Origin of the sequence: Hoylesella loescheii DSM 19665 = JCM 12249 = ATCC 15930 (genome assembly GCF_000378085.1) — a bacterium.
GTDB classification, from domain to species: Bacteria; Bacteroidota; Bacteroidia; order Bacteroidales; family Bacteroidaceae; genus Prevotella; species Prevotella loescheii.
The window spans coordinates 16,652-39,241 of sequence record NZ_KB899222.1 but is presented as its reverse complement, the minus strand read 5'-3'; the positions used below and the strand labels follow the sequence as shown (position 1 = coordinate 39,241).

At 49.0% G+C, this 22,590-nt stretch carries 18 protein-coding genes and 1 pseudogene; 15 read left to right on the top strand and 4 right to left on the bottom strand.

Annotated features, from left to right (window positions below):
* Positions 1–165: 165 nt before the first annotated feature.
* From F453_RS0111725 to F453_RS0111700, 6 genes are all read left to right on the top strand, one after another.
* Positions 166–1,104 (top strand): PorP/SprF family type IX secretion system membrane protein, encoded by a 939-nt coding sequence (locus tag F453_RS0111725; RefSeq protein ID WP_018968185.1) that lies wholly within the window; start codon positions 166–168, stop codon positions 1,102–1,104.
* Positions 1,105–1,201: 97 nt separating this feature from the next.
* Positions 1,202–2,665 (top strand): T9SS ring complex lipoprotein PorK/GldK, encoded by a 1,464-nt coding sequence (gene porK / locus F453_RS0111720; RefSeq protein WP_199899120.1) that lies wholly within the window; start codon positions 1,202–1,204, stop codon positions 2,663–2,665.
* A complete protein-coding gene (gene porL / locus F453_RS0111715) occupies positions 2,662–3,462 on the top strand; it encodes a type IX secretion system motor protein PorL/GldL (protein ID WP_018968183.1) in 801 nt (266 codons plus the stop codon). The genes porK and porL overlap by 4 nt, the downstream gene beginning before the upstream one ends.
* Before the next feature lie 11 nt (positions 3,463–3,473).
* Complete coding sequence (gene porM / locus F453_RS0111710) at positions 3,474–5,030, top strand: type IX secretion system motor protein PorM/GldM (RefSeq protein WP_009237534.1); 1,557 nt, start codon at positions 3,474–3,476, stop codon at positions 5,028–5,030.
* A gap of 103 nt (positions 5,031–5,133) precedes the next feature.
* Positions 5,134–6,156: a type IX secretion system ring subunit PorN/GldN gene (porN, locus tag F453_RS0111705; RefSeq protein WP_025790090.1), complete on the top strand. Its 1,023-nt coding sequence runs from the start codon at positions 5,134–5,136 to the stop codon at positions 6,154–6,156.
* Positions 6,157–6,232: 76 nt separating this feature from the next.
* Positions 6,233–6,859, top strand: a complete 627-nt coding sequence (locus tag F453_RS0111700; RefSeq protein WP_018968181.1) for a porin family protein — start codon at positions 6,233–6,235, stop codon at positions 6,857–6,859.
* Positions 6,860–7,248: 389 nt separating this feature from the next.
* On the opposite strand, the gene F453_RS0111695 is transcribed toward F453_RS0111700, so the two are convergent.
* A complete protein-coding gene (locus tag F453_RS0111695; RefSeq protein ID WP_018968180.1) occupies positions 7,249–7,440 on the bottom strand; it encodes a DUF8506 family protein in 192 nt (63 codons plus the stop codon).
* Positions 7,418–8,005 (bottom strand): ATPase, encoded by a 588-nt coding sequence (locus tag F453_RS0111690; RefSeq protein ID WP_018968179.1) that lies wholly within the window; start codon positions 8,003–8,005, stop codon positions 7,418–7,420. The genes F453_RS0111695 and F453_RS0111690 overlap by 23 nt, the downstream gene beginning before the upstream one ends.
* A 790-nt stretch (positions 8,006–8,795) precedes the next feature.
* On the opposite strand from F453_RS0111690, the gene F453_RS0111675 reads away from it, so the two are divergent.
* From F453_RS0111675 to F453_RS0111645, 7 genes are all read left to right on the top strand, one after another.
* Positions 8,796–9,269, top strand: a complete 474-nt coding sequence (locus F453_RS0111675) for an arginine repressor (protein ID WP_018968176.1) — start codon at positions 8,796–8,798, stop codon at positions 9,267–9,269.
* A gap of 500 nt (positions 9,270–9,769) precedes the next feature.
* Positions 9,770–10,459: a PASTA domain-containing protein gene (locus F453_RS0111670; protein ID WP_009237542.1), complete on the top strand. Its 690-nt coding sequence runs from the start codon at positions 9,770–9,772 to the stop codon at positions 10,457–10,459.
* Between the two features lie 51 nt (positions 10,460–10,510).
* Positions 10,511–11,560 carry an RluA family pseudouridine synthase gene (locus tag F453_RS0111665; protein ID WP_018968175.1) on the top strand — a complete coding sequence of 350 codons (1,050 nt, stop codon included), beginning with the start codon at positions 10,511–10,513 and terminating at the stop codon, positions 11,558–11,560.
* A 189-nt stretch (positions 11,561–11,749) separates the two neighbouring features.
* The gene (locus F453_RS0111660) at positions 11,750–12,751 is read left to right on the top strand and encodes a D-alanine--D-alanine ligase (RefSeq protein WP_025790088.1); all 1,002 of its coding nucleotides are present in this window, start codon (positions 11,750–11,752) and stop codon (positions 12,749–12,751) included.
* A gap of 164 nt (positions 12,752–12,915) precedes the next feature.
* Positions 12,916–14,073: a 1-acyl-sn-glycerol-3-phosphate acyltransferase gene (locus F453_RS0111655; RefSeq protein ID WP_018968173.1), complete on the top strand. Its 1,158-nt coding sequence runs from the start codon at positions 12,916–12,918 to the stop codon at positions 14,071–14,073.
* Positions 14,070–14,756 carry a NigD1/NigD2 family lipoprotein gene (locus tag F453_RS14350; RefSeq protein WP_018968172.1) on the top strand — a complete coding sequence of 229 codons (687 nt, stop codon included), beginning with the start codon at positions 14,070–14,072 and terminating at the stop codon, positions 14,754–14,756. Before F453_RS0111655 ends, F453_RS14350 begins: the two co-directional genes overlap by 4 nt.
* 200 nt (positions 14,757–14,956) lie before the next feature.
* Positions 14,957–15,448, top strand: coding sequence for a gamma carbonic anhydrase family protein (locus tag F453_RS0111645; protein ID WP_009237547.1), 492 nt, complete (start codon positions 14,957–14,959; stop codon positions 15,446–15,448).
* Between the two features lie 145 nt (positions 15,449–15,593).
* Here the strand turns inward: F453_RS0111645 and F453_RS0111640 are convergent, their stop codons facing one another.
* Positions 15,594–17,390: an aminopeptidase P family protein gene (locus tag F453_RS0111640; protein WP_018968171.1), complete on the bottom strand. Its 1,797-nt coding sequence runs from the start codon at positions 17,388–17,390 to the stop codon at positions 15,594–15,596.
* Positions 17,391–17,678: 288 nt separating this feature from the next.
* On the opposite strand from F453_RS0111640, the gene F453_RS0111635 reads away from it, so the two are divergent.
* Positions 17,679–18,680: a malate dehydrogenase gene (locus F453_RS0111635; protein WP_009237550.1), complete on the top strand. Its 1,002-nt coding sequence runs from the start codon at positions 17,679–17,681 to the stop codon at positions 18,678–18,680.
* A gap of 288 nt (positions 18,681–18,968) precedes the next feature.
* Here the strand turns inward: F453_RS0111635 and F453_RS16325 are convergent.
* Positions 18,969–19,142 (bottom strand): annotated as a pseudogene (locus F453_RS16325) (thioesterase).
* A 685-nt stretch (positions 19,143–19,827) separates the two neighbouring features.
* Between F453_RS16325 and F453_RS0111625 the strand changes: the two are divergent.
* Positions 19,828–22,578: a GH92 family glycosyl hydrolase gene (locus tag F453_RS0111625; RefSeq protein ID WP_018968169.1), complete on the top strand. Its 2,751-nt coding sequence runs from the start codon at positions 19,828–19,830 to the stop codon at positions 22,576–22,578.
* Positions 22,579–22,590 lie beyond the last annotated feature (12 nt).

The following is a 22,590-nucleotide window of genomic DNA, read 5'->3' as shown; positions in this document are numbered from 1 at the left end:
CTTGTGTGCCCACAGATACAAATTTAGTGTTTTATTTTGTAAAATCTATTATTGACGTGAAGAATTTGATTTTTTTAATCGTCCTCAATGTCTAAACAATGTTTCGCTTGGCTATTTTTCATCCTCGCCACACAATATATCCGCTAGCCGAGCGTTATACAAAACGTGTTGAAACGTTTAACCATCATTACGCTGTGGCTGGTTCTGGGCTTTTCGGAGGCCAGTGCCCAATACGATGCGACCTTTTCTCACTACTTCGACCTCGAGCCCACATTCAATCCAGCCGCTGTGGGCAAGCTGTCGAAGCTCAATGTGACGGGCGCTTACGCCATGAGTATGGCGGGATTTGAGAACAATCCGCGAACGATGGTACTCTCGGCAGACATGCCTTTCGTTTTCGCAGGCATGAACCACGGGGCTGGTTTACAGCTGATGAACGACCAAATAGGCGTTTTCAAACACCAACGGATAGCTCTGCAATATGCCTATAAACTGAAACTGGGCAGCGGAACGTTGGGGCTGGGACTGCAAGGGGCGTTGCTGTTGGAGAACATAGACGGCACACGACTCGACCCAGGCGAAGCAAACGACCGCGCCTTGCCTACAAGCGAGGAGACGGGAAACGCTGTAGACTTGGGCTTAGGACTGTATTACATGGCTCGAACATGGTATGCGGGGCTCTCGGCACAACATCTTAATTCGCCAACCGTTGAACTAGGCGAACGCCACGAACTGCATATCGCCCCCACATATTATCTAACTGGCGGATGCAATATTTCTTTGCGAAATCCGTTTGTTAAGATAAAGCCCTCGGCTTTGGTGCGAACAGACGGCTCTGGCTATCGTGCCGACATCTCCACACGCGTCGAGTACACCAACGAAAAGCGCTTGCTGTACGCTGGAGTTAGCTATGCGCCCACCATTTCGGTAACGGGCATGATTGGCGGACGCTTCCATGGCATCGTGTTGGGGTATAGTTACGAGATGTACACCACGGCTATCAAGCCCGGAAACGGCAGTCATGAGCTTTTTGTAGGCTATGAGCAGGAGCTTAATTTCGTTAAAAAGGGAAAGAATAAACATAAAAGCGTAAGATTATTGTAGGGTACACCCCGCAACGCAAAAGCTTTAGACAACGGGCGGTTTGCCGCCGAATGACATGGCGGGGAGCGTGACTCGTGTTGATTGGATAAAACAGATGATGAAGAAAAAAAGGCAATTCGTGTTGGCGCTATGCGCCTTTGGCCTGTCGCTGGCAGTTTCAGGATGCTTCGGCGGTAAGGGTATATCTGCCTCAGGACGTGGTGGAGAAGTGGTTGGTGTGGGCTCAAGCAAGAGCTTCGCCGAACCAACACCCTTCGGAATGACCCGTGTGGGCCGTGGATACCTCAAGATGGGCATCGAGAAAGGCGATAGCCTGTGGGGCAAGAACACGCCCGTGAAAGACGTTTCGGTGGATGGATTCTGGATGGACGAAACCGAAGTGACCAACTCGAAGTATAAGCAATTCGTTAATTGGGTGCGCGATAGCATCCTGCGCACTCGCTTGGCCGACCCCGCTTACGGTGGCGACGAAACCTATATGATTACCGAAGACAAGGACGGAAACGCCATTCGGCCACAAGTGAACTGGAAAAAGCCATTGCCTCGCAAGCCTAACGAAGACGAACAACGTGCCATCGAGAGCATGTATGTTACCAATCCCGTTACGGGCGAGAAGTTGCTCGACTACCGACAGCTGAATTATCGCTACGAGATTTACGACTACACAACGGCCGCCTTGCGTAAAAACCGCATCCTGCCACAAGAGCGCAACCTCAATACCGACCGTTCTGTAGACCCCGACGAAGAGGTGATGATATCCAAGGACACTGCATACGTCGACGATAGCGGTAACATCGTGAGCGAAACAATTAACCGAAGGTTGAGCGGTCCGTGGGATTTTCTCAACACATATATCGTGAACGTCTATCCCGACACAACGTGCTGGGTGAACGATTTCACAAATTCGGACAACGAAGTGTACCTTCGTAACTACTTCAGTAACCCCGCCTATAACGACTATCCCGTAGTGGGCGTAACGTGGGAACAAGCTAACGCCTTCTGCGCATGGCGCACAGACTATCTGCTTAAAGGGCTCGGGCCTGTGGCGCGCTTTGTGCAACGTTACCGTTTGCCAACGGAGGCCGAATGGGAATATGCTGCACGTGGTAAGGGAGGTGCCGAATTCCCTTGGGAGAACCCCAGTGTGAAGAACGGGCAAGGTTGTTTCTACGCCAATTTTAAGCCCGATCGTGGCGACTATACACAAGACGGCAACCTCATTACCAGTCGTGTTGGGGCGTATCAAAGCAATAGCAACGGTCTGTATGATATGGCCGGCAACGTAGCCGAATGGACTAGCACCATCTATACGGAGGCTGGAGTCGACGCGATGAACGACCTAAACCCACAGCTAGACTATAAGGCGGCCAAGGAAGACCCCTATCGACTGAAGAAGAAAAGCGTGAGGGGAGGGTCGTGGAAAGATCCCGAATCGTACATTCGCAGTGCTTGGCGAAGCTGGGAATACCAAAATCAACCCCGCGCATATATCGGTTTCCGATGCGTTAGAAGCTTGGCCACCACGGCCACAGGCAAACCTCAAAAGCAAAAAAGCAAATGACATCGTACAGTAAATACAACATTGTCTATCGTCTGCAAAAGTGGATGGATAGCGTTCCCGGACAAACGTTCCTCAACTATGCATACAGTTGGGGCGCATCTATCGTTATCCTTGGTACCCTTTTCAAGCTAACCCACTTGCCGGGTGCCAACCTCATGCTCTTCTTTGGTATGGGAACAGAGGTCGTTGTGTTCTTTCTTTCGGCCTTCGACCGGCCTTTCGACAAGACCGCCGACGGCATGGACCTCCCCTCGCACGTAACGCCAGAGTATTTGGAAGGTAAGGAAGGCAAGGATGTTGATGTGGAGCAGTCTGCTCAAAGACGTGTGGCTGCCGTTCAGCAACAGCCTGTTGGTGCACCCGCTAGTGGTGTGGCGGCATCGGTTAGTGGTGCTGCGGTGCCTGTAGGCGGTGTAAATACATCCGGTGTAGCGCAAGTTGCGCCCGCTGCAAGCCCCGTTCACACCTCGCCATTGTTGGCCGACGCCGAAGTGGCAGAGGCAACGAGCCGTTACATAGACGAGCTTAACAAACTCACTGAGACGCTAGAAAAGGTTAGTCAGCAAAGTGCACGTCTTACGCGAGATAGCGAAGAGATGGAGAACCTTAACCGAACGCTCACCGGTATCGCTAAAGTTTACGAGATGCAGCTTAAAGGCGCTAGTCAGCAGATAGGCACCATCGACCAGATAAACGACCAAAGCCGACGTATGGCACAACAAATTGAGCAGCTCAACGCCATCTATGCCCGCATGATTGAGGCCATGACGGTGAACATGAAGATGCAAAACCCATAACCCCACGGCAGATGGCAATAAAGAAAAGGCCCATATCTCCGCGCCAGAAGATGATTAACCTGCTCTACGTGGTGCTGATGGCGATGCTGGCTCTCAATGTTTCTACCGAGGTGCTTGAAGGCTTCTCGGTGGTGGAAGACAGTCTCAAACGCACCATCGCGGGTTCTACCAAGCAGAACGAAGCCCTCTACGACGTGTTCGCCGATCAGCTGAAAACGAACCCCGAGAAAGTTAAGGCGTGGTTCGACAAGGCCGAAGGGGTGAAGCAAGCTAGCGATTCGCTCTTCAATTTCGTTCAACAGCTTAAGGTAGCAATCGTTCGCCAGGCCGATGGAAGCGATGCCGACGTGCGCAACATCGTAAATAAGGAAGATCTCGAAGCGGCAAGTCACGTGATGTTAGCACCGCTCGAGGGCAAGGGTCGCAAGCTTTTCGATGGTATAAACGCCTATCGCAACTACATCTTGAAGATGGTTAACGACCCCACGCAGCGCGAAATCATCGCCCAGAACCTCTCTACCGAGATACCCAAAGACAAGCGTTCGATGGGTAAAAACTGGCAAGAGTACATGTTCGAGAATATGCCCGTGTCGGCAGCAGTTACCCTTTTGTCGAAGCTACAAAGTGATATACGCTACGCCGAGGGTGAAGTGCTGCACACGTTAGTGGCCAACATCGATATGAAAGATATAAGGGTGAACAAGCTCGACGCGTTTGTGATACCCGAAAAGACTACGCTCTACCCTGGCGAAACGTTCTCGGCGAGCATCGTTATGGCTGCGGTAGACTCCACGCAGCAGCCCGACATCTATATAAATGGTGCGCGCGTGAACCTCAAAAACGGTAAATACACCTTCGCTGCAGGAGGAGTGGGACAGCACTCGTTTGGCGGATACATCACCATGCGTAACGGTTCGGGCGAGGTTTTGCGCCGAAACTTCCTGCAAAAGTACGAGGTTGTGGCCATGCCAACAGCCGCAACGGTGGCTGCCGACTTGATGAACGTGCTCTATGCAGGTTATACTAACCCCATGAGCGTTAGCGTTTCGGGCATACCGCAAAATGCTATCAGCATGACAATGACGGGCGGAACGCTCACCAACAAAGGCAACGGGCATTATGTAGCCGTGCCTTCGGCCGTTGGGCGCGATGTAACCTTCAACATAACAGCCAACGATAAGGGTAAGGTTCGTTCCTTGGGGCAAGCCGTTTTCCATGTTCGTAAGCTGCCCGATCCCACTGCCTACATCGCGGTAGGTACCGATCGCTTCAAGGGAGGCGGTCTAGGCAAGGGCGCACTGATGGGTGCCGATGGCATACATGCCGCCATCGACGACGGCATTCTCGACATCCGTTTCCGCGTTTTGAGCTTCGAGACGGTGTTCTTCGACAACATGGGCAACGCCGTTCCTATGGCCTCGGCAGGCAGTCAGTTCTCCGAGCGCCAGCGCGACGCCTTCCGTAAACTATCCCGAGGCAAGCGATTTTATGTCAGCAACGTGTCGGCCGTAGGTCCTGATGGCATCACACGCAAGCTGCCACAGGCCATGGAGGTAATCGTGAAGTGACAATACGAGGTGCCGAGATAGGCAAAGCGGTTGCCGAAAAGGTCTCGACCGCCGTTTATGAACCGTTCTTCCGCACCCCGATATCAACGCAATTCAACAACAGATGATAAGATTAGCATTCATAATTTTGATGTCGTGCGCCCTGCAAGTGGCTTTCGCACAACCTCCTGCACGCCGACACGACCAACAACACACCGCCACAAGCAACACCGATAACGTGAGCCTGCGCGCGCGCATATCCTTTCCCACCCAAAGCAAGATGGACGAGGACGTGGTTTGGAGGCGTGACATATACCGCGAACTGAACCTTACCGAAGACGCCAATGCGGGTCTTTACTATCCCGTAGAGCCCATCGACGGTCGCATGAACCTCTTCACCTACCTCTTTAAGCTGGTGATGCGTGGACAGGTAAAGGCTTACGAGTATCGTTTAGACGGCAACGAGAGTTTCGAAGATTCAGCTCGCGTGAAGCCGTTAGCCCTACTCGACAACTACCACATCTTCTACGAACGGGTAGATGGACGTGTGCGCATCGACAATAGCGATATCCCTTCGCGCGAGGTAACGGCCTATTATATTAAGGAAAGCGCTTACTACGACCAGGCAACGGCCACTTTCCACACTAAGGTGTTGGCCCTTTGTCCTATCATGAAGCGTCAAGACGACTTTGGCGACGCAACTGCCTACCCGCTCTTTTGGGTGAAATACGACGACCTCGCACCCTTCTTGGCCAAGCAAACGGTGATGACGAGCAACCTCAACAACGCTGCCACCATGAGCCTAGCCGACTATTTCACGATGAATAAGTATCGAGGCAAGATATATAAAACCAATAACATGCTGGGCTTAACACTTGCGCAATACTGCAAGAACGACTCGGCCATGGCGCAAGAACAAAAGCGTATCGAGGCAGAAATTGCCGCTTTCGAGAAAGGAATGTGGGGTGTTAAAGCCCCTCAACAGGTCGACAGCCTAGCGCAAAACACCAAAACCCGTCGCGGAGTGAAAGCCCCGCGCGCCAACCGCCGTGCAACGATGGCACCTGCACCTAAGAAAGAGAAGGCTGCACGCAGCTCTCAGAGTGCTAGTTCGCCACGTATGTCGGTGAGAAGAGAGAGACACTAACCGTAGAATCGCGCGCATTTGGCGTGTACTCCACGTTCAACGTGCGCATATTTGTTTAATTTAAAACTATTATTGTATGAAAAAGATGATGAAGATCGCTGTGCTCGCCACAGCATTGACCTTATCTGTAAATGCCAGTGCACAAGTGAAATTCGGATTGAAAGGTGGTATCAACACCTCAGAAGTTTTTGTAAACGACAACGTTTGGAAAACCGACAATCGCCTAGGGTTCTTCGTTGGCCCTACTATGAAGTTCACTTTACCCATTGTGGGTCTTGGTATGGATATTTCTGCGCTATACGAAAAGCGCGAGTCAAAAATGAAGAGTGACGATGGAAAACATAGTTCCGTTGTCTCTCGCGAGCAGTTGGCCATCCCCGTTAACATGCGTTACTCGTTCGGATTGGGCGAAACGGCTAACATTTTCCTCTTTGCTGGTCCGCAGGTAGCATTTAACCTGGGTAAGAAAGACAAGCAAATTATTCCCGAAGTGGCTGATTGGACGTTGAAATCGTCTAACTTCAGTATTAACTTGGGTGTTGGTTGCACCTTGGCTAGCCATCTCCAAGCCACCATTGGCTATAATATTGCCCTCGGAAAGACGGGTGAAGTGGAAGTTACTAGGAAAGGTGTTGATGATGCCGTTAAGAAATACGATGGCCGAAGCAATGCCTGGCAATTGGGCGTGGCCTACTTCTTCTAAGGTAAAGCGCACTTTACGGATGCTCTCTGCTGCATAGAAAACGTGCTGGTCTAATGCTTAGACCAAGGTGGCAGACGAGCCATTTAAACATATCAACGCTAGTTTTCGGTTGTTATAATACGACCGAAGACTAGCGTTTTGCGTTTAAAGAAAGCGGTGTGAGGCGACAGCATAGCATAAGAATGACATGAGTTCAGGATAAGATACCATGCCTTTTGAACAAGACAAGGTAGGTAAAGAAATGACTACCTTGCCAACTACCGCTATGCAGTAATTGGCATAACGAGTTTCTTTTATCCCAAACTCGTGTAAGAATAACGTTTGGCTGTATGCCATTCTGTTAACTATCGCTATAGGCAATGGATAGTGTAGGAGATGCCTGTTGCATCCTAGCTTTGCTCAAGATGTGTGCCTTTCTCCAACAAAATCTTTGCAGGAACATGTTTAATGTTCCCTTCATCGTCTGCAACAACGATGCTTTCACCCCGAAGTGCTTCCTCGTGAAGCATCTTTTCATAAGCTATTTGCATGCCTTTAAGCACCTTCCGCGCAAATTCACTATATTGTTTCTCGTTTGCCATAGTCTTTTAATTTCTCGAATTTAACCTTGTTGTGTATAATTTCCACTTTGTTAGGGCCGCTTTCTGCCAATATTTCCCTTGGCGTAATGCTGTTGTCCACAATTATCCATTCGTCAACGATCGGGATAAATACCTCGAATAGATTGTGGAGTCCCAAGTGGTAGCGGCGCTTAATAACATCTTTTGCAATGTTATGACCACCGCGGCTAACACGTTTTGCAACTCTTTCTTCGGCCAAATCAATGCTGTTCAACCAAAAGAACATCAAATGCACGGTGTAACCCATGGCCTGCGCACGCTGCACAAGTCTGCTGTACGATCGTGTAGCCAATGTTGTTTCGATGGCAAAGTCCCAGCCTTTTAATAGCAGTTCGTCAATACGCAGTAACATTAATCTGCCAGCTTCTATTGCCATCCCTTCGGGATTAAACGGCGAAAGCCCACGAGCGATCTCGTCTGCATTCACAAACTCCTTCACTTTCAGTATTTCGGGCAGCACTGTGTACGAAGCAGTAGTCTTCCCTGCTCCGTTACAACCGCTTATGATATATAAATGTTTGCTCATCGCTAGCAAATATACAACAATTTTCGCACATATTTATATCGCCTTTCATTTTTTGCGTAAGTTGGCTGTGTTTGTACTTTTGTGTTCGTATTTTCGTCCCCTTTTGCTTTCGAAAGACCTGTGTTTGGGGTGCGTATGATAAGCGTTAAAGAGCAAGTATTTATTTTCTTGTTGTGTTACATGTGTGTGGTACTCCTGTTCCATGTCATTTGGAATAGCGTTCCAACTTATATGGAATGATGTTCCAACTTATATGGAATGACGTTCCAACTTAGCTGGAATAATGCCGTATGCCAATGGAGGTATCTCCAAAGTTAATGTGCCGAATGGTAAGAGCCTTGTGCGCTCGTTTCGAAAAGGGTAAGAATGTGGATCGTTTTGATGTGTTCTGATTTCCGGTAGGGCTAGTATGGTATCGGATTTCTTATGCTGGCGCTGTTTCAGAGCTCCCCTCGCGCGCGTGCGCATGCGCGATATAATAATGAGAAGAGAACGAGTTGGGATCGGGAAGTTAACGAACTGACAAGTTAATAAGTTGACGAGAGGGTTTACTTAGAGGGATAATCAGGTGTCGGTTTTCATCTTATTCCCTTCTTTCTTCCTTAAATCTGTCCCCTTCTGCTTGCCATTTCCTTTCTTTTTCAACAAAATCGTGCGTTTTTCTTGCAAGTTGTCGTTTATTTCCCTACCTTTGCAAAACAAGGTATTTCGTTTACATGGTGCGCGTTAGGTCAATTTTGGGCGTGCTAGTTTTCGTTACCGCTTTTCTTAACTTGAATTAGATGCAGACATGAAAGAGAAAAACAACCGATTAGAAGCATTGAAGCTGCTTATATCCAGTCAGGAGATAGGCTGCCAAGAAGACCTATTGAAAGCACTTTCCGTTGAAGGTTTCCACATCACTCAGGCCACGCTTAGCCGCGACTTAAAACAGCTTAAGGTGGCTAAAGCTGCCAGCATCAACGGTAAATACACCTACGTGCTACCCAATGAAACGATGTATAAGCGCATACCCACACCGCGAATGGCGCGCGAGATGATGAAAGTTTCGGGTTTTCTGTCCGTCTCCTATTCGGGAAATTTGGGTGTAATGAAGACCCGTCCAGGCTATGCCAGTTCCATTGCATATAACATTGATAATGGCGGAATTGAAGAAATCTTAGGTACCATATCGGGAAACGACACCATTTTCATCGCCTTTAAGGAACCATACGACCAGGAGGAGATGACGCGCAGAATGCAAAACGTAATTTCTCAAATGTAGGTTAAGGCCCTTTTTGTTGCCTTAATGCACCCGCTTCTGTCACAGGCAATTGCCTCAACGCGCGTCCTTTCGCGCGACAAAAGGCTGTTGTCGGGTCGGCTTTTGTGCTTACATTTATGCCTAAGTACAAGCTTCAAATCTCTAATACTTGAATATAAATTTTCACTAATCAACCAAAATATTTGCAAATTTCATTTCTTTTAGCTAACTTTGCACGAAATAACAGTAGAATTTTCAATCTTCCTTCCATTACATTACAATGTGTTGTAACTGGTAAGGTGATTAGGAAGAACCCATACCAATTAACTTGTGATAAGGGCGTTGGTATCATGTTTCAATCTATTCATGATTAACGAGGATTTACTCTCGTTGATAATAAAACTCTCTTAAATTTGTGGGGCGACTGTGGCATGAGGATGTAGCAGTCGTCTTTTTTTATGTCTTTTTCTTTGTGTTTTGTGCTATTTGCACTACCTTTGCCTTTAAGTATAGAATAAAGAATGAAGTCATCAGATTTTTTCGGTAAACTAACAAGCAAATATATCTGGCTAAACCTCGCGGCAATGGCTGCGGTGTTAGTCGTACTTGCCGTTGGTGTGAAGTTCGGTATCGATATTTACACCCACCACGGCGAAGCTATCCCCATCCCCGACATCAGACGTAAGTCGTTCGCCGACGCCAAACACATACTTGCTAACGCAGGGTTGCTTATTGAAGTAACCGATACGGGCTACGTACGAACGTTGCCCGCCGACTGCATTTTGGAGCAATCGCCACAGCCTGGCGATCGTGTAAAGTCGGGGCACGTTATCTACGTGATTGTGAACTCTGGCAATACGCCCACCATCACCATGCCCGACATCATCGACAACAGTTCTATGCGCGAGGCTATGGCCAAGCTTAGGGCTATGGGCTTTAAGGTTGGGCCGGCCCAATTCATTGTGGGCGAAAAAGAATGGGTGTACGGAGCAACGGTCAATGGCCGTCATGTGGTGGCTGGCGACAAAATTCCTGTAGACGCGGTGGTGGTGTTGCAGGTGGGTAACGGTTCGCGTTCGGCCTCCGATTCGAGCATCGACTATGTAGAGCCAGTCTATAACAACTCGCAAGGAGATACGCAAGGCGAGGGCGAAGTAGACGAGTTCGACGTGGTGTCGCCTGCCGAACTGCCGCAGCGCAGCGACAACTAAACCGCCACTTCACCACGCCCGAAGGGCGCACATCAACAACAGTAACAACGCATGACCGACTATATAGAAGAGATAGAAGAACAGGATGACGACACGGGGCAACTCTACGAGCATCTGCGCATCGTGGTAGACAAGGGCCAAGTGCCTGTGCGTATCGACCGATTTATGACCGAGCGGCTGCAACATTCTAGCCGCAACCGCATACAAAAGGCAGCCGATTCGGGCTTTGTGCATGTAAACGAGCGTCCTGTAAAGAGCAATTACAAGGTGCGACCTGGCGATGTGATTACGCTGATGCTTGATCGCCCGCACCACGACACAACTATCGAGGCCGAAGAGATACCACTTGACGTGGTGTACGAAGACGAAGCGCTGATGGTTATCAACAAACTTGCGGGTATGGTGGTGCATCCTGGTGCGGGAAACTTCAACGGAACGCTCATCAATGCTGTGGCTTGGCATCTGCGCAACATGCCTTCGTTCGACGCTAACGACCCTGAAGTGGGGCTGGTTCACCGTATAGATAAGGATACAAGCGGACTTTTGGTGGTGGCGAAGACACCTGAAGCCAAGCGAAAGTTGGGTTTGCAGTTCTTCAACAAAACCACTCACCGCAGCTATAACGCCCTGGTGTGGGCCAATTTCGCAGAAAACGAGGGACGTATAGAGGGTAACATCGGGCGCGATCCACGTGATAGGCTTCGCATGGCAGTGTTTCCGCCAGACAGCGAAATGGGCAAACCCGCCGTCACCCATTATCGGGTGCTTGAACGTTTCGGGTATGTTACCTTCGTGGAGTGCATTCTCGAGACAGGCCGAACCCATCAGATAAGGGCTCACATGAAGCATATCGGCCACCCCATGTTTGGCGACGAACGTTATGGAGGCACCGAAATACTGCGTGGCGAACGTTCGTCTACCTACAAGGCCTATATTCAAAACTGCTTTAAGCTTTGCCCCCGACAGGCTTTGCATGCCCGAACGCTGGGCTTTGTGCATCCCACCACGGGCCAGCAGATGGACTTTACCTCGCCTATGCCCCAAGATATGGAACAGTTGCTAGACAAATGGCGCAACTACATCAAAGGTTTGGCCGTTTGATAAGGCAACTCGGTGTGGTGAGCTGACAAGTATCTTCTTGGCAAACAAGCCCAAGAGCGCGTTAGCTTATTAACTTGCGAACTTGCCAACCTGATGACTTGTAAACTCGTTAACTTGCCAACCTGACAGCTAGTCAACTTGTTTAACTCGTCAGCTCAAGAACTTAAAGAAGAAAAGATATATAAGGATATGAAAGATTTGAAGAGAAATATCGCTATCGTTTGCGGTGGTAACTCGTCTGAACACGAAGTGTCGTTACGTTCAGCACGTGGCTTGTACTCGTTTTTCGACAAGGAGAAGTACAACGTCTACATTGTAGATATCGAGCGGATGAACTGGAAAGTGGACCTTGGAAACGGCGAAAAGGCCATCATCGACAAGAACGACTTCTCGTTTGTACATGAAGGCGAGCAGGTGTTTTTCGACTATGCCTACATCACCATTCACGGAACACCCGGCGAAAACGGAATTATGCAAGGCTACTTCGAACTTATCGACATGCCCTATTCCACAAGTGGCGTGCTGGTTGAGGCACTAACCTTCGACAAATACGTGCTAAACAACTACCTTCGTGGCTTCGGCGTGAATGTGGCCAATAGCATTTTGGTGCGCCGTGGCGAAGAGTATGGCATCGACGAACGAGCTGTTGAGGCGCAATTAGGTATGCCCTGCTTTGTGAAACCTGCCGCCGACGGGTCTAGTTTCGGTGTGTCGAAGGTGAAAAACATAGACCAATTGGCTCCCGCATTGCGCAAAGCGTTGATGGAAGACGATTCGGCCGTGATTGAATCGTTCCTCGATGGTACCGAGATTTCTGTGGGATGCTATCGCGTTAAGGGCCAAACGAAGGTGTTGCCAGCCACCGAGGTGGTGAGCCACAACGAGTTCTTCGACTACGATGCCAAGTATAACGGACAAGTGGAAGAGATTACGCCTGCTCGAATTGCCGACGAAACGGCCCGCAGAGTGGCCGAAGAGACGGCGCGTATATACGAAATTTTGAACTGCAACGGCATCATCCGCATTGACTACATCTTGACTAAGGAACCCGACGGAACGGACAAGATAAACCTTATTGAGGTGAACACGACGCCAGGAATGACGCCAACGAGCTTTATTCCACAGCAAGTGCGCGCCGCTGGAATGGAAATGAAAGACGTGTTGAGCGAGATTGTGGAGAACCAGTTCTAATACAACGCTGCGCCAACGCGCCCAAAACGTATAACAAGACAGCCTCACTTCCCCATGAAATGTTTAGATTTTTTGATTGATTAATGGTTAGTTAGCGATGTGAATCGTATTAGATATTTTCGCATTTCAGGAGTAGGGGGCTGTCATTTTATCATCTACACAGCATGCAATCCAATAGCTATCAAGAGAAATTCGCACCTATTCGGCCTTTCGACGCTGAAGAATTGCCCGCCGCTTTCGACCGACTTCTGGCCGATAAGCAGTTCGAGACCGTGATAACCTACATCTTCCCGCAGCTTCCTTATTCGCTTTTTGCACAACAATTGCGGGCTTGCAAAACCAGTCTTGAGGTGCAAAAGACCTTTGCCTACCCATTCTTGGCCAATCTTTTGGCTAAGGCAAGCAGTGGGGCAGAAATGGATAGCACGGCCATCGACAATCAGGGTCGCTACACTTTTGTAAGCAATCACCGCGATATTGTGCTCGATTCGGCCTTCCTAGCGAAGTTTCTTATCGACAATGGCTTCTCGACCACATGCGAAATAGCCATCGGCGACAACCTGCTCTCACTGCCTTGGGTGAGAGATTTGGTGCGAGTGAACAAGTCGTTTATCGTAGAACGCAACTTGCCCATTCGCCAAATGCTGGTGTCTAGCAAGCTTTTGTCTGAGTATATGCACTATGCCATCAACGAAAAGCAAGAAAACGTGTGGATTGCACAACGCGAAGGGCGGGCGAAAGACTCTAACGACCGCACCCAAGAAGCTGTTTTGAAGATGATGGCGATAGGTGGCGAGGGCGATATCGTTGACCGTTTGACCGACTTACACATTGTGCCGCTGGCCATTTCCTATGAATACGACCCCTGCGATTTCCTTAAAGCCAAGGAGATGCAGCAAAAACGCGACACACCCGACTTTAAAAAGAGTGCGCAAGACGATGTGTTGAGCATGCAAACGGGTATTGTTGGCTATAAAGGTGCCATTCATTACCATTGCGCCCAGTGTATAGACGGATTCCTCGCAACACTCGATCGCGATATGCCCAAGGGCAATTTGTTTGCCGCTGTGGCACATCACATCGACCAAGAGATATACCGCAACTATCGCATTTACCCAGGAAACCGCGTCGCACTCTATCTACTCACGGGCGAGAAAGGGGCAAGCAATGCCTTTACGGCCCAAGAACAGGCCACGTTCGAAAAGTATTTGGAGGGTCAGATGGCTAAGATAGCGCTTCCACAAAAAGATGAAGCCTTCTTAAGACAATGCATGCTCGAGATGTATGCTAACCCCTTGATAAACCAACGCTCTGCCTTATGAACCCACGTAACCCCATATCGGGCCTCGCAGGCTTGTCGATAGGCGTGGCTTTCGTGTTTGTGCTCGCGATGTTGATAACCTTTTCTGCATGTGAAACCAACAGCTACGAAACGGGCGACGGTATCAATTCGTACCTGAAAGCTCACTTCGCCGAAGCCCACACGGCTACCAATGCCACGCTGGCTTTTGCCGTAACCGACGAGGGCGACACCCTTCGGTTTCCTCCGAACACGTCCAACAAGGCGTTAACCAAGGCCGATAGTGTTTATCGCGTGCTGTATTATTACGACCAACGTGGGAAGAACGTCAATCCGCGAAGCATCGTTCCCATCCCTGTTGTTACGCTTTCCGACAGCACCAATTTGCCTACCGACCCCGTAACGTTTGAAGCTGCGTGGGTTAGTAAGAACAGAAAGTACTTCAATATCGCTTTCTCCTTGAAGGTGGGACGAACCGACGAACCCGATAGAAAACAGCGAATAGGCGTCGTACGCGATTCACTTGTTACCACTCCTGGTGGCGATCACACCTTATATATGCACCTCGCGCATAGTCAGAACGGTGTTCCGCAGCATTATTCGCAACGCGTGTACATCAGCTTACCTCTCAAAAAGATTCCCGCCAACACCCGCTTCGTGTTCCGAGTGCAGGATTATCGAAGGATGATAATGGTGGAAAGGTGAAGATAGAATGAGGAGTTAAGGAGTTAGGAAGTTAAGGAGTTAAGCCAATAGCTTGGTTAAACAGCGAGGCTCGAAACATCTAAGACTGCAGGTTTATCAACAAGATGATTTGTAACTCTGCACACAAAGTAACGGCTTAACTCCTTAACTCCCTAACCCCTTAACACCTCATAAACTCACAATCTCAAAAACTCACACACATGCTTACTAAGCAAGTAAACGGTAAAGGCCCTCAATGGGGGCACAATTGTTATTTCTCTGAGAATGCCACCATTGTGGGCGACGTCACCATGGGCGACGATTGTTCGGTATGGTTTTGTGCTGTTCTCCGTGCCGATGTAGACGGAATACGTATCGGCAATCGTGTAAACATACAAGATGGGGCGTGCGTACACCAGTCGCATGGCACGCCCGTAGTGATTGAAGACGATGTGTCGGTGGGGCATAACGCCACCGTTCACGGCTGTACGCTTCGTCGCGGATGTCTCATAGGCATGGGAGCCACGGTGCTAGATGCCGCCGAAGTGGGCGAAGGAGCTGTGGTTGCGGCTGGTGCCGTGGTGCTGCAAGGCACGAAGATAGGTGCTAACGAATTGTGGGCAGGCGTACCTGCAAAGCTGGTTAAGCACACCGCGCCTGGCCAAGCCGAAGAGTTTGCGCAGCATTATATGGAGATAAAGAAGTGGTATTAAGGTTCATGCCATCGATTAGCTAGGCCTTCTAGCTTTCATGGTATCTTTAATGTCGCTTGTGTTACTAGCTTATCTAGGTAGGTCGCTATGTCTCGGACTACCTAGATAAGCTAGTTTGATTATGTAAAATCAAGTCAATCGCCTTTTATCTTCCCATCTCCAACGGCTTCGTTGCTTCTTTCAGCCATGCCGTATGTTCACGGTCAAGATGCGGTGTAAGCGTGGTGTACACTAGGCGATGATAGTCGTTAAGCCATGCAATCTCTTCCGCCGAGAGCATAGAAATCACAATTGGAGTGGTGTCTATGGGGCAAAGCGTTAGTGAAGAGAATTGTAAAAACTCGCCAAAGTCGGTAGAGCGATAGGGAATGGTGAGCAAAGTATTCTCTATTCTGATGCCATATTCGCCCTCGATATACAGTCCTGGCTCGTCGGTGATGGTCATTCCGGCGTGGAAAGGCGCAGGCCGCCATTGCATTCTAACTTGCTGTGGCCCTTCGTGCACGTTGAGGTAAGCCCCCACGCCATGACCCGTGCCATGCAAGAAGTTCATGCCCTCGCGCCAAAGAGGTAAGCGGGCTGTGGCGTCTAGCTGTGTGCCCGTTGCGCCGTCGGGGAATTTCAACATCGCAAAGTTGATAAATCCCTTCAACACCAGCGTATAGGCCGTGCGCTGATCGAGCGTTGTTTCGCCCAAGGCGATGGTTCGGGTGATGTCGGTAGTTCCGTCTTGATATTGCGCACCACTGTCAATCAGCACCAATCCACGTGGCTTTACGGGTATGTTCGTTTGTGGCGTAGCCTCGTAATGCACGATGGCCCCATGCGCTTCGTAACCAACAATGGTCTCAAACGATTTTCCACGGAATAGCGGTTGTTCGGCCCTGAACGACGTTAGCTTCTCGTCCAGACTTATTTCCGTTTCCTTTCCCGCTGCCACTGCAGGCTTCAGCCACTTCAAGAACTTCACCATTGCGATGCCGTCTTTCAGCATCGCATTGCGAAAACCACGTATCTCGGCCTCGTTTTTCACAGCTTTCAATGCAGGAACAGGTGAAGGAAGCGTTACAACCTCTTGACATCTGACCTTCTGCGCAAGCGTATAGTTGGTTGTATTGGGGTCTAACAGGATGTTGTATTCGGCATAACGCTCCAGCCCCTTTGTCACATCGCCATATTCGGCCACCTCTATTTGCTGCGATTTCAGGTATTCGGCCACCTCGTTAGTTAGCTTCTCCTTATTAATATATAGTGTAGAGCGATTTTGTTCGATAAGCAAATAAGCCACAAAAACAGGATTGCATTGCACATCAGAACCACGAAGGTTAAGTGCCCAAGCCACATCGTCGAGCGTGCTTACCAGCGTTCCGTCGGCATGCACGGCGCGTAAAGCCTTACGTATGCGGTCTATCTTGTGGCGCGTTTCTTCGCCAGCCAGTTCCAAAGGCTGCAATTCAACGCTGTTGGTGGGAATCTCAGGGCGGTCGGTCCATATCGTTTTCAGTGGGTCGAGGTTGGTTCTTAGTGTCAGTCCGCCCAGCTTTCTCAACTCCGCTTTTAGTGCGTTTACCTCACTCAGTGTGTTAACCATACCGTCTAGTCCCACCTCGGTGTTGTCGGTATGGCGCAACTTGTCGGCCAGCCACTCAGCTACAGACGGCGTTTGGGGCAGTCCGCCCTTCATCAGCTTAAATTCCGTGCCCTTTAATTGCTCTTCGGCGGCGATGAAGTAACGCGAATCGGTCCACACGGCAGCATCGTCTAGCGTCACCACGGCAGTGCCTGCCGAGCCGTTGAAACCCGAAATCCATTCGCGTCCTTTCCAATGTTCGGGTACATATTCACCCGAATGGGGGTCGGTGCTTGGAAAGATGAAGGCGCCCAAATGCTCCCTGCGCATCAGTTGGCGCAAGTCGTCAAGCCGTTGTTCGATTGTTTTCATATCTAGTGCTTTTAGTTTCTGTCATGTTATATTGTTGTGTTGCGTCCCCGTTTGCATACTGCATTCCGTCGAGCAGCATGTCGTTGGCTCGGGGCTAAGTTATGAAATAAATATGAAAAACATGGCCTTTGTCACCAGTTTTGTCAACCATAGGTAACAAAAAGCGTGTTTGTTTTAAAAATATAACAAATTAAAGGCCTTCTAAGGTGCATGCCTTATCATTTTTTTTTGCTACCTTTGCCCTAATAATAAAACGAAGTTACTTTAATCAAAAATCAAATAACAATTATGGAATTTCTAACAGATGAGAAACTAGTTATTGTCGGTGCTGCCGGCATGATTGGTTCGAACATGGCCCAAACGGCTGCCATGCTTGGTCTTACCCCTAACATTTGTCTGTACGACGTGTACGAACCGGGTTTGGCTGGTGTAACTGAAGAAATGCGTCACTGCGGTTTCGAGGACGTGAACTTCACCTACACCACCGACGTTAAGGAAGCTTTCAAGGGCGCTAAGTACATCATCTCGTCGGGTGGAGCTCCCCGTAAGGAAGGCATGACACGTGAAGACCTGCTCAAAGGCAATGCTACCGTGGCCGAACAACTGGGTAAAGACATCAAGGCTTACTGCCCCGACGTGAAGCATGTGGTTATCATCTTCAACCCCGCAGACATCACGGGCTTGGTAACCCTCATCTGGTCGGGCCTCAAACCCTCGCAAGTTTCAACGCTTGCAGCCCTCGACTCCATCCGTCTACAAAGCGAATTGGCTAAGCATTTCGGTGTTCCCCAGAGCGAAGTAACGGGTTGCCGCACCTACGGAGGTCATGGCGAGTCTATGGCTGTGTTTGCTTCTACGGCCAAGGTACAAGGCACGCCGCTGCTCGACCTTATCGGCACGCCGAAGCTCAGCGCCGAGAAATGGGCCGAAATCAAGCAGAAGACGGTGCAAGGTGGTTCTAACATCATCAAGCTTCGTGGTCGCAGCTCGTTCCAAAGCCCCTCTTACGTATCGGTTAAGATGATTGAAGCCGCTATGGGTGGCGAAGAATTTGCATGGCCCGCAGGTCGTTACGTGTCATTCGCAGGCATCGACCACATCATGATGGCTATGGAAGTGAGCATCACCGAGAAAGGTTCTGCCTACGAAGAAGTTGTTGGCACACCCGAGGAAATGGCTGAATTGAAGAAGAGCTACGAACACTTGGTGAAGATGCGCGAAGAGGTTATCGCCCTTGGCGTGCTTCCTCCAGTAGAAAAGTGGCACGAAATCAACCCCAACTTGAAGTAAGTTAGGGCTGAAAAGCTAACGCATGCATCCCCCAACGCACGGTAAGTGCGCTTGGGGGATGTTTTTGTTTGGGCGCGTTGGCATAGCGTTCGCACGCAAGGAAGATAATGTTCGCAACTCGATAGATATGCTCTTGAGATGTGTTGGAAGGCCTATCGAAATGTTCCACCTGTTTTGTACGGCTGTTGCTTGTTATTTGGAATAAAGTTCCATTTAACATGTAATCCCAAATTCACGTAAAGTCTGATGCTAGCTTGGCACTATCTAGCCGGTTCGTTCCACAGCCTATCACCACCACCAATTCACCCTTCCTACCTCCAAATGCCATCTTTCACGCCTCACCAGATAAGCCCTTGTAGTGAGCTTTTTAAGCTCTCGCCGTGTTACAGTTAAGTTGGACTCCTGTTCCAGCTAAGTTGGAACAGTGTTCCAATTCAACTGGAACAGCATTCCAGCTAACATGGAACAGCCGTCCAAAACACATGTAACACAGCGATTAATCTAATAATGCATAATCAGGGCTTAGAAAGTGCATTCTCGGAATGATGAAAATGCGAATGACGGAATGGCTTTCTCGCCAACAACCGCGCAGCGGTAGTTAACATAGCGAACATCTCTTATCCCGAACTCGCGTAATGAATAGGTTACAAGAGCATTTTAGGTGAGTTTGAAAAGTTGAAAATTGAAAGGGTGAAAAGATGGTTTAAAGAGTGGAAGGAGGAAGAAATGAGAAGGTGAAAAGATACTGTTCATCAGTTCATGTTGTTTGTTTCTTACGGCATGTTCTTATGTCCTTCTGTCAAGATTGCCTGTGCTTATGTTGGAATGGTGAAGGGGAGAAAGGGCAAAAGATGCTGTATTACGGCCCAAGTTACTAAAAAGAAAATGCGATAATGCAAGAAAGTATTAAATATTGATAACATAGTGTACAAAGATTTACTATATTATTCATAACTTTGTGCACATAATAATCGACCCTTTATTGCCTAATTATGACAAAATGTGCGCTGTAGCGACCTATTTATTCCATGTGAAGCTAAATAAGTAGCAAAATGAATAGTTGCCGTTAAACTGCTCCGCCTTGCCTAAACCTTGCAATAAGTGTAAAGATAGATTAACTATAACAATATATATACCTATTAGACAGATGAGAAAACATGCATTATTACCGGCCCTGTTGTTTGTGGCCATCGCCATGCAAGCGATGGTAAGGGCGAATTGGCCTGCCGACAACACGCGCACAAAGCGTAAAAAGGTGGCCGTAACAAAGCAGGTACAACCCGCAAGCATAGATACTGTTATGCGCAACATCGCCTTGTCGAAAGAGATTGATGTGAGCGCGTCGGCTTTCGTCAACCAAAGCGAGACGCCCGAAATGGCTTGCGATGGAAATGGACAAACCAAATGGTGCGACAATAGTTCGCCAAACAAGTGGTTGCTTTACGACCTTCAGAAAGATTACAATGTGCGTAAGGTTTGCTTGATTTGGGAGCATTGGGATCCTAACAATATCTATAAGGTGCAAACCAGTGCCGACGGGCAACACTGGACCGACCGAATTACAGAGACAACAAATACCCAAAACCAACGCATTTACGATGTTGACTGGAAAGAAGTGCGTTTAGTTCGCTTCCTTGTGCCCGAAGAAGCCAAAGACGACGCTGTGCGTTTGATGGAGTTTCAGGTGTGGACGAGGGGTGCAGGACAACCCTCGCGCATCGAGCCAATAGGCAAATGGGGTGCTATGGTTAAGCCACGCTACCTGCATACAGAGGGTAAGAAAAAGATATACGCCCTGATGTCGTTTGTAGACAATAGGGTGGGGGTTATCGATGCTAATGGAAGCAATTGCGTAATCGGTCCGCAAATGCCGTTCGGTTCTATCAATCCGTCGCCCCAAACACCAGAAGGCGAACACGACGGATATGCGCCTAATCAGCCAATACGTGGCTTCGGGCAGCTGCATGTTAGTGGAACGGGATGGGGAAAGTATGGCCATTTCTTGCTTTCGCCTCAAGTGGGGCTTAGCATTGGCGAAACCGAACACGACTCGCCAGCAAGTGACGAGGTGGCTAAGCCCAACTATTATAGGGCAAAATTAGATAGGTATGGTATCGTTACCGAACTAACGCCAACCGAACATGCCGCCATTTACCGCTTCACTTTCCCACAAACGCCCGAGGCGAACATAGCCATGGACGTAACCCACAGCCTTACACGCGACATTGCCAAATATATCGGCGGAACGGTTAAGGCAAACAACGTGAGCATAGACAGTGACGAAGGCGACAAGTTTTCGGGTATGATTGAATACGAAGGAGGTTTCAGCGGTGGTTTTTACAAGCTGTATTTCACCGCTCAGCTAGATAAGAAGCCTCGATCGTTTGGCGTATGGAAAAACGGAACACTGCAACAAGGTGCCAAGAAGGCTGAGCTTACCAAAGGAGAAGACCGTATTGGTAGCTACTTTACATACTACACGAACAATGGCGAGGTGGTTAAGCTCAAGATAGCCATATCGTTTAACAGTGTTGAACAGGCCAAGAAGTATCTCGCTGCCGAAATTCCAGGGTGGGATTTCGAGGCAACGAAGAAGCGTGGTGAGGACAAATGGAACCGCATATTGAGCGACATCGTAGTAGACGAAGCCCCTGCCGTGAGGATGAAGCAATTTTATTCGGCCTTGTATCACTGCTTGCTGATGCCCCGAAACCGTACGAACGAGTTTCCCGCATTTGGAAACATGGAACTATGGGACGACCATTTCGCCGTGTGGGACACGTGGCGCACGCTCTTCCCACTGCTCACTATCATCGAACCCGACGTGGTGGGGCGTAACGTTCAGGCTTTTGTTAACCGCTTTAAGGTGAACGGAAAGGTGAAAGATGCTTATATCGCAGGTAACGATATGGCTGAAGAACAAGGAGGAAACGATGTTGACAACATCGTGGCCGATGCTATTATTAAAGACATTAAGGGCTTTGACAAGGCGGAAGCTTACAAATATTTGAAGTTCAGTGCCGATCACGAGCGCCGTGCAGCTCCGTTAATGGTGGGCGAAAAGGGACTAGGCCAAAACGATTCGCTGTTCTATCGGCAGAACGGATGGCTTCCTGGTGGCGTGATGGCTCAGTCTACCGCCTTGGAATACTCCTATAACGACTACTGCATGGCATTAGCAGCCAAGAAATTGGGCCACGAATGCGATTACAAGAAATATCTGGAACGCTCAAAACGCTGGGTGAACATGTGGAATGCCAACTTAGAAAGCAAGGGCTTTAAGGGCTTTGTTTGTCCCAGAGACAAGGATGGAAAGTGGATAGACATAGATGCCACCTACTTTTGGGGTTCGTGGAAACGCTATTTTTATGAAGCCAACGCTTGGACTTATTCTTTCTTTGTGCCCCACGACATAGATAAGCTCATCGAATTGAATGGTGGCAAAGAGCAGTTTGCCAAGAAACTGGACTACGGTTTCAGAAATAGCCTGTTGGAGTTGGCCAATGAGCCATCGTTCCTTACAACGCGCCTCTTCAACCATGCAGGGCGAATGGACCTCACTTGCTATTGGGTGAACCACGTATTGGAAAATCTTTTCGGCGAGTATTCTATGCCCGGCAACGACGATAGCGGTGCCATGTCTTCGTGGTGGCTTTTCTCGGCTATGGGTTTCTTCCCCAACGCAGGGCAAAACATCTACTATCTCAATTCGCCTTTGTTTAAACGAGTGACCATACAACGGGCAAACGGCAACATTGAGATAAGCGCGCCTAACCGCACCGATAAGAACATCTATATAAAAGAGGTGAAAGTGAACGGCAAGAGCTGTCCTGACGGCATCATTACTTATGATGACCTGAAGAATGGAGCAACTATAAGATATGAACTAACTAAGTAAACATCAAATAAC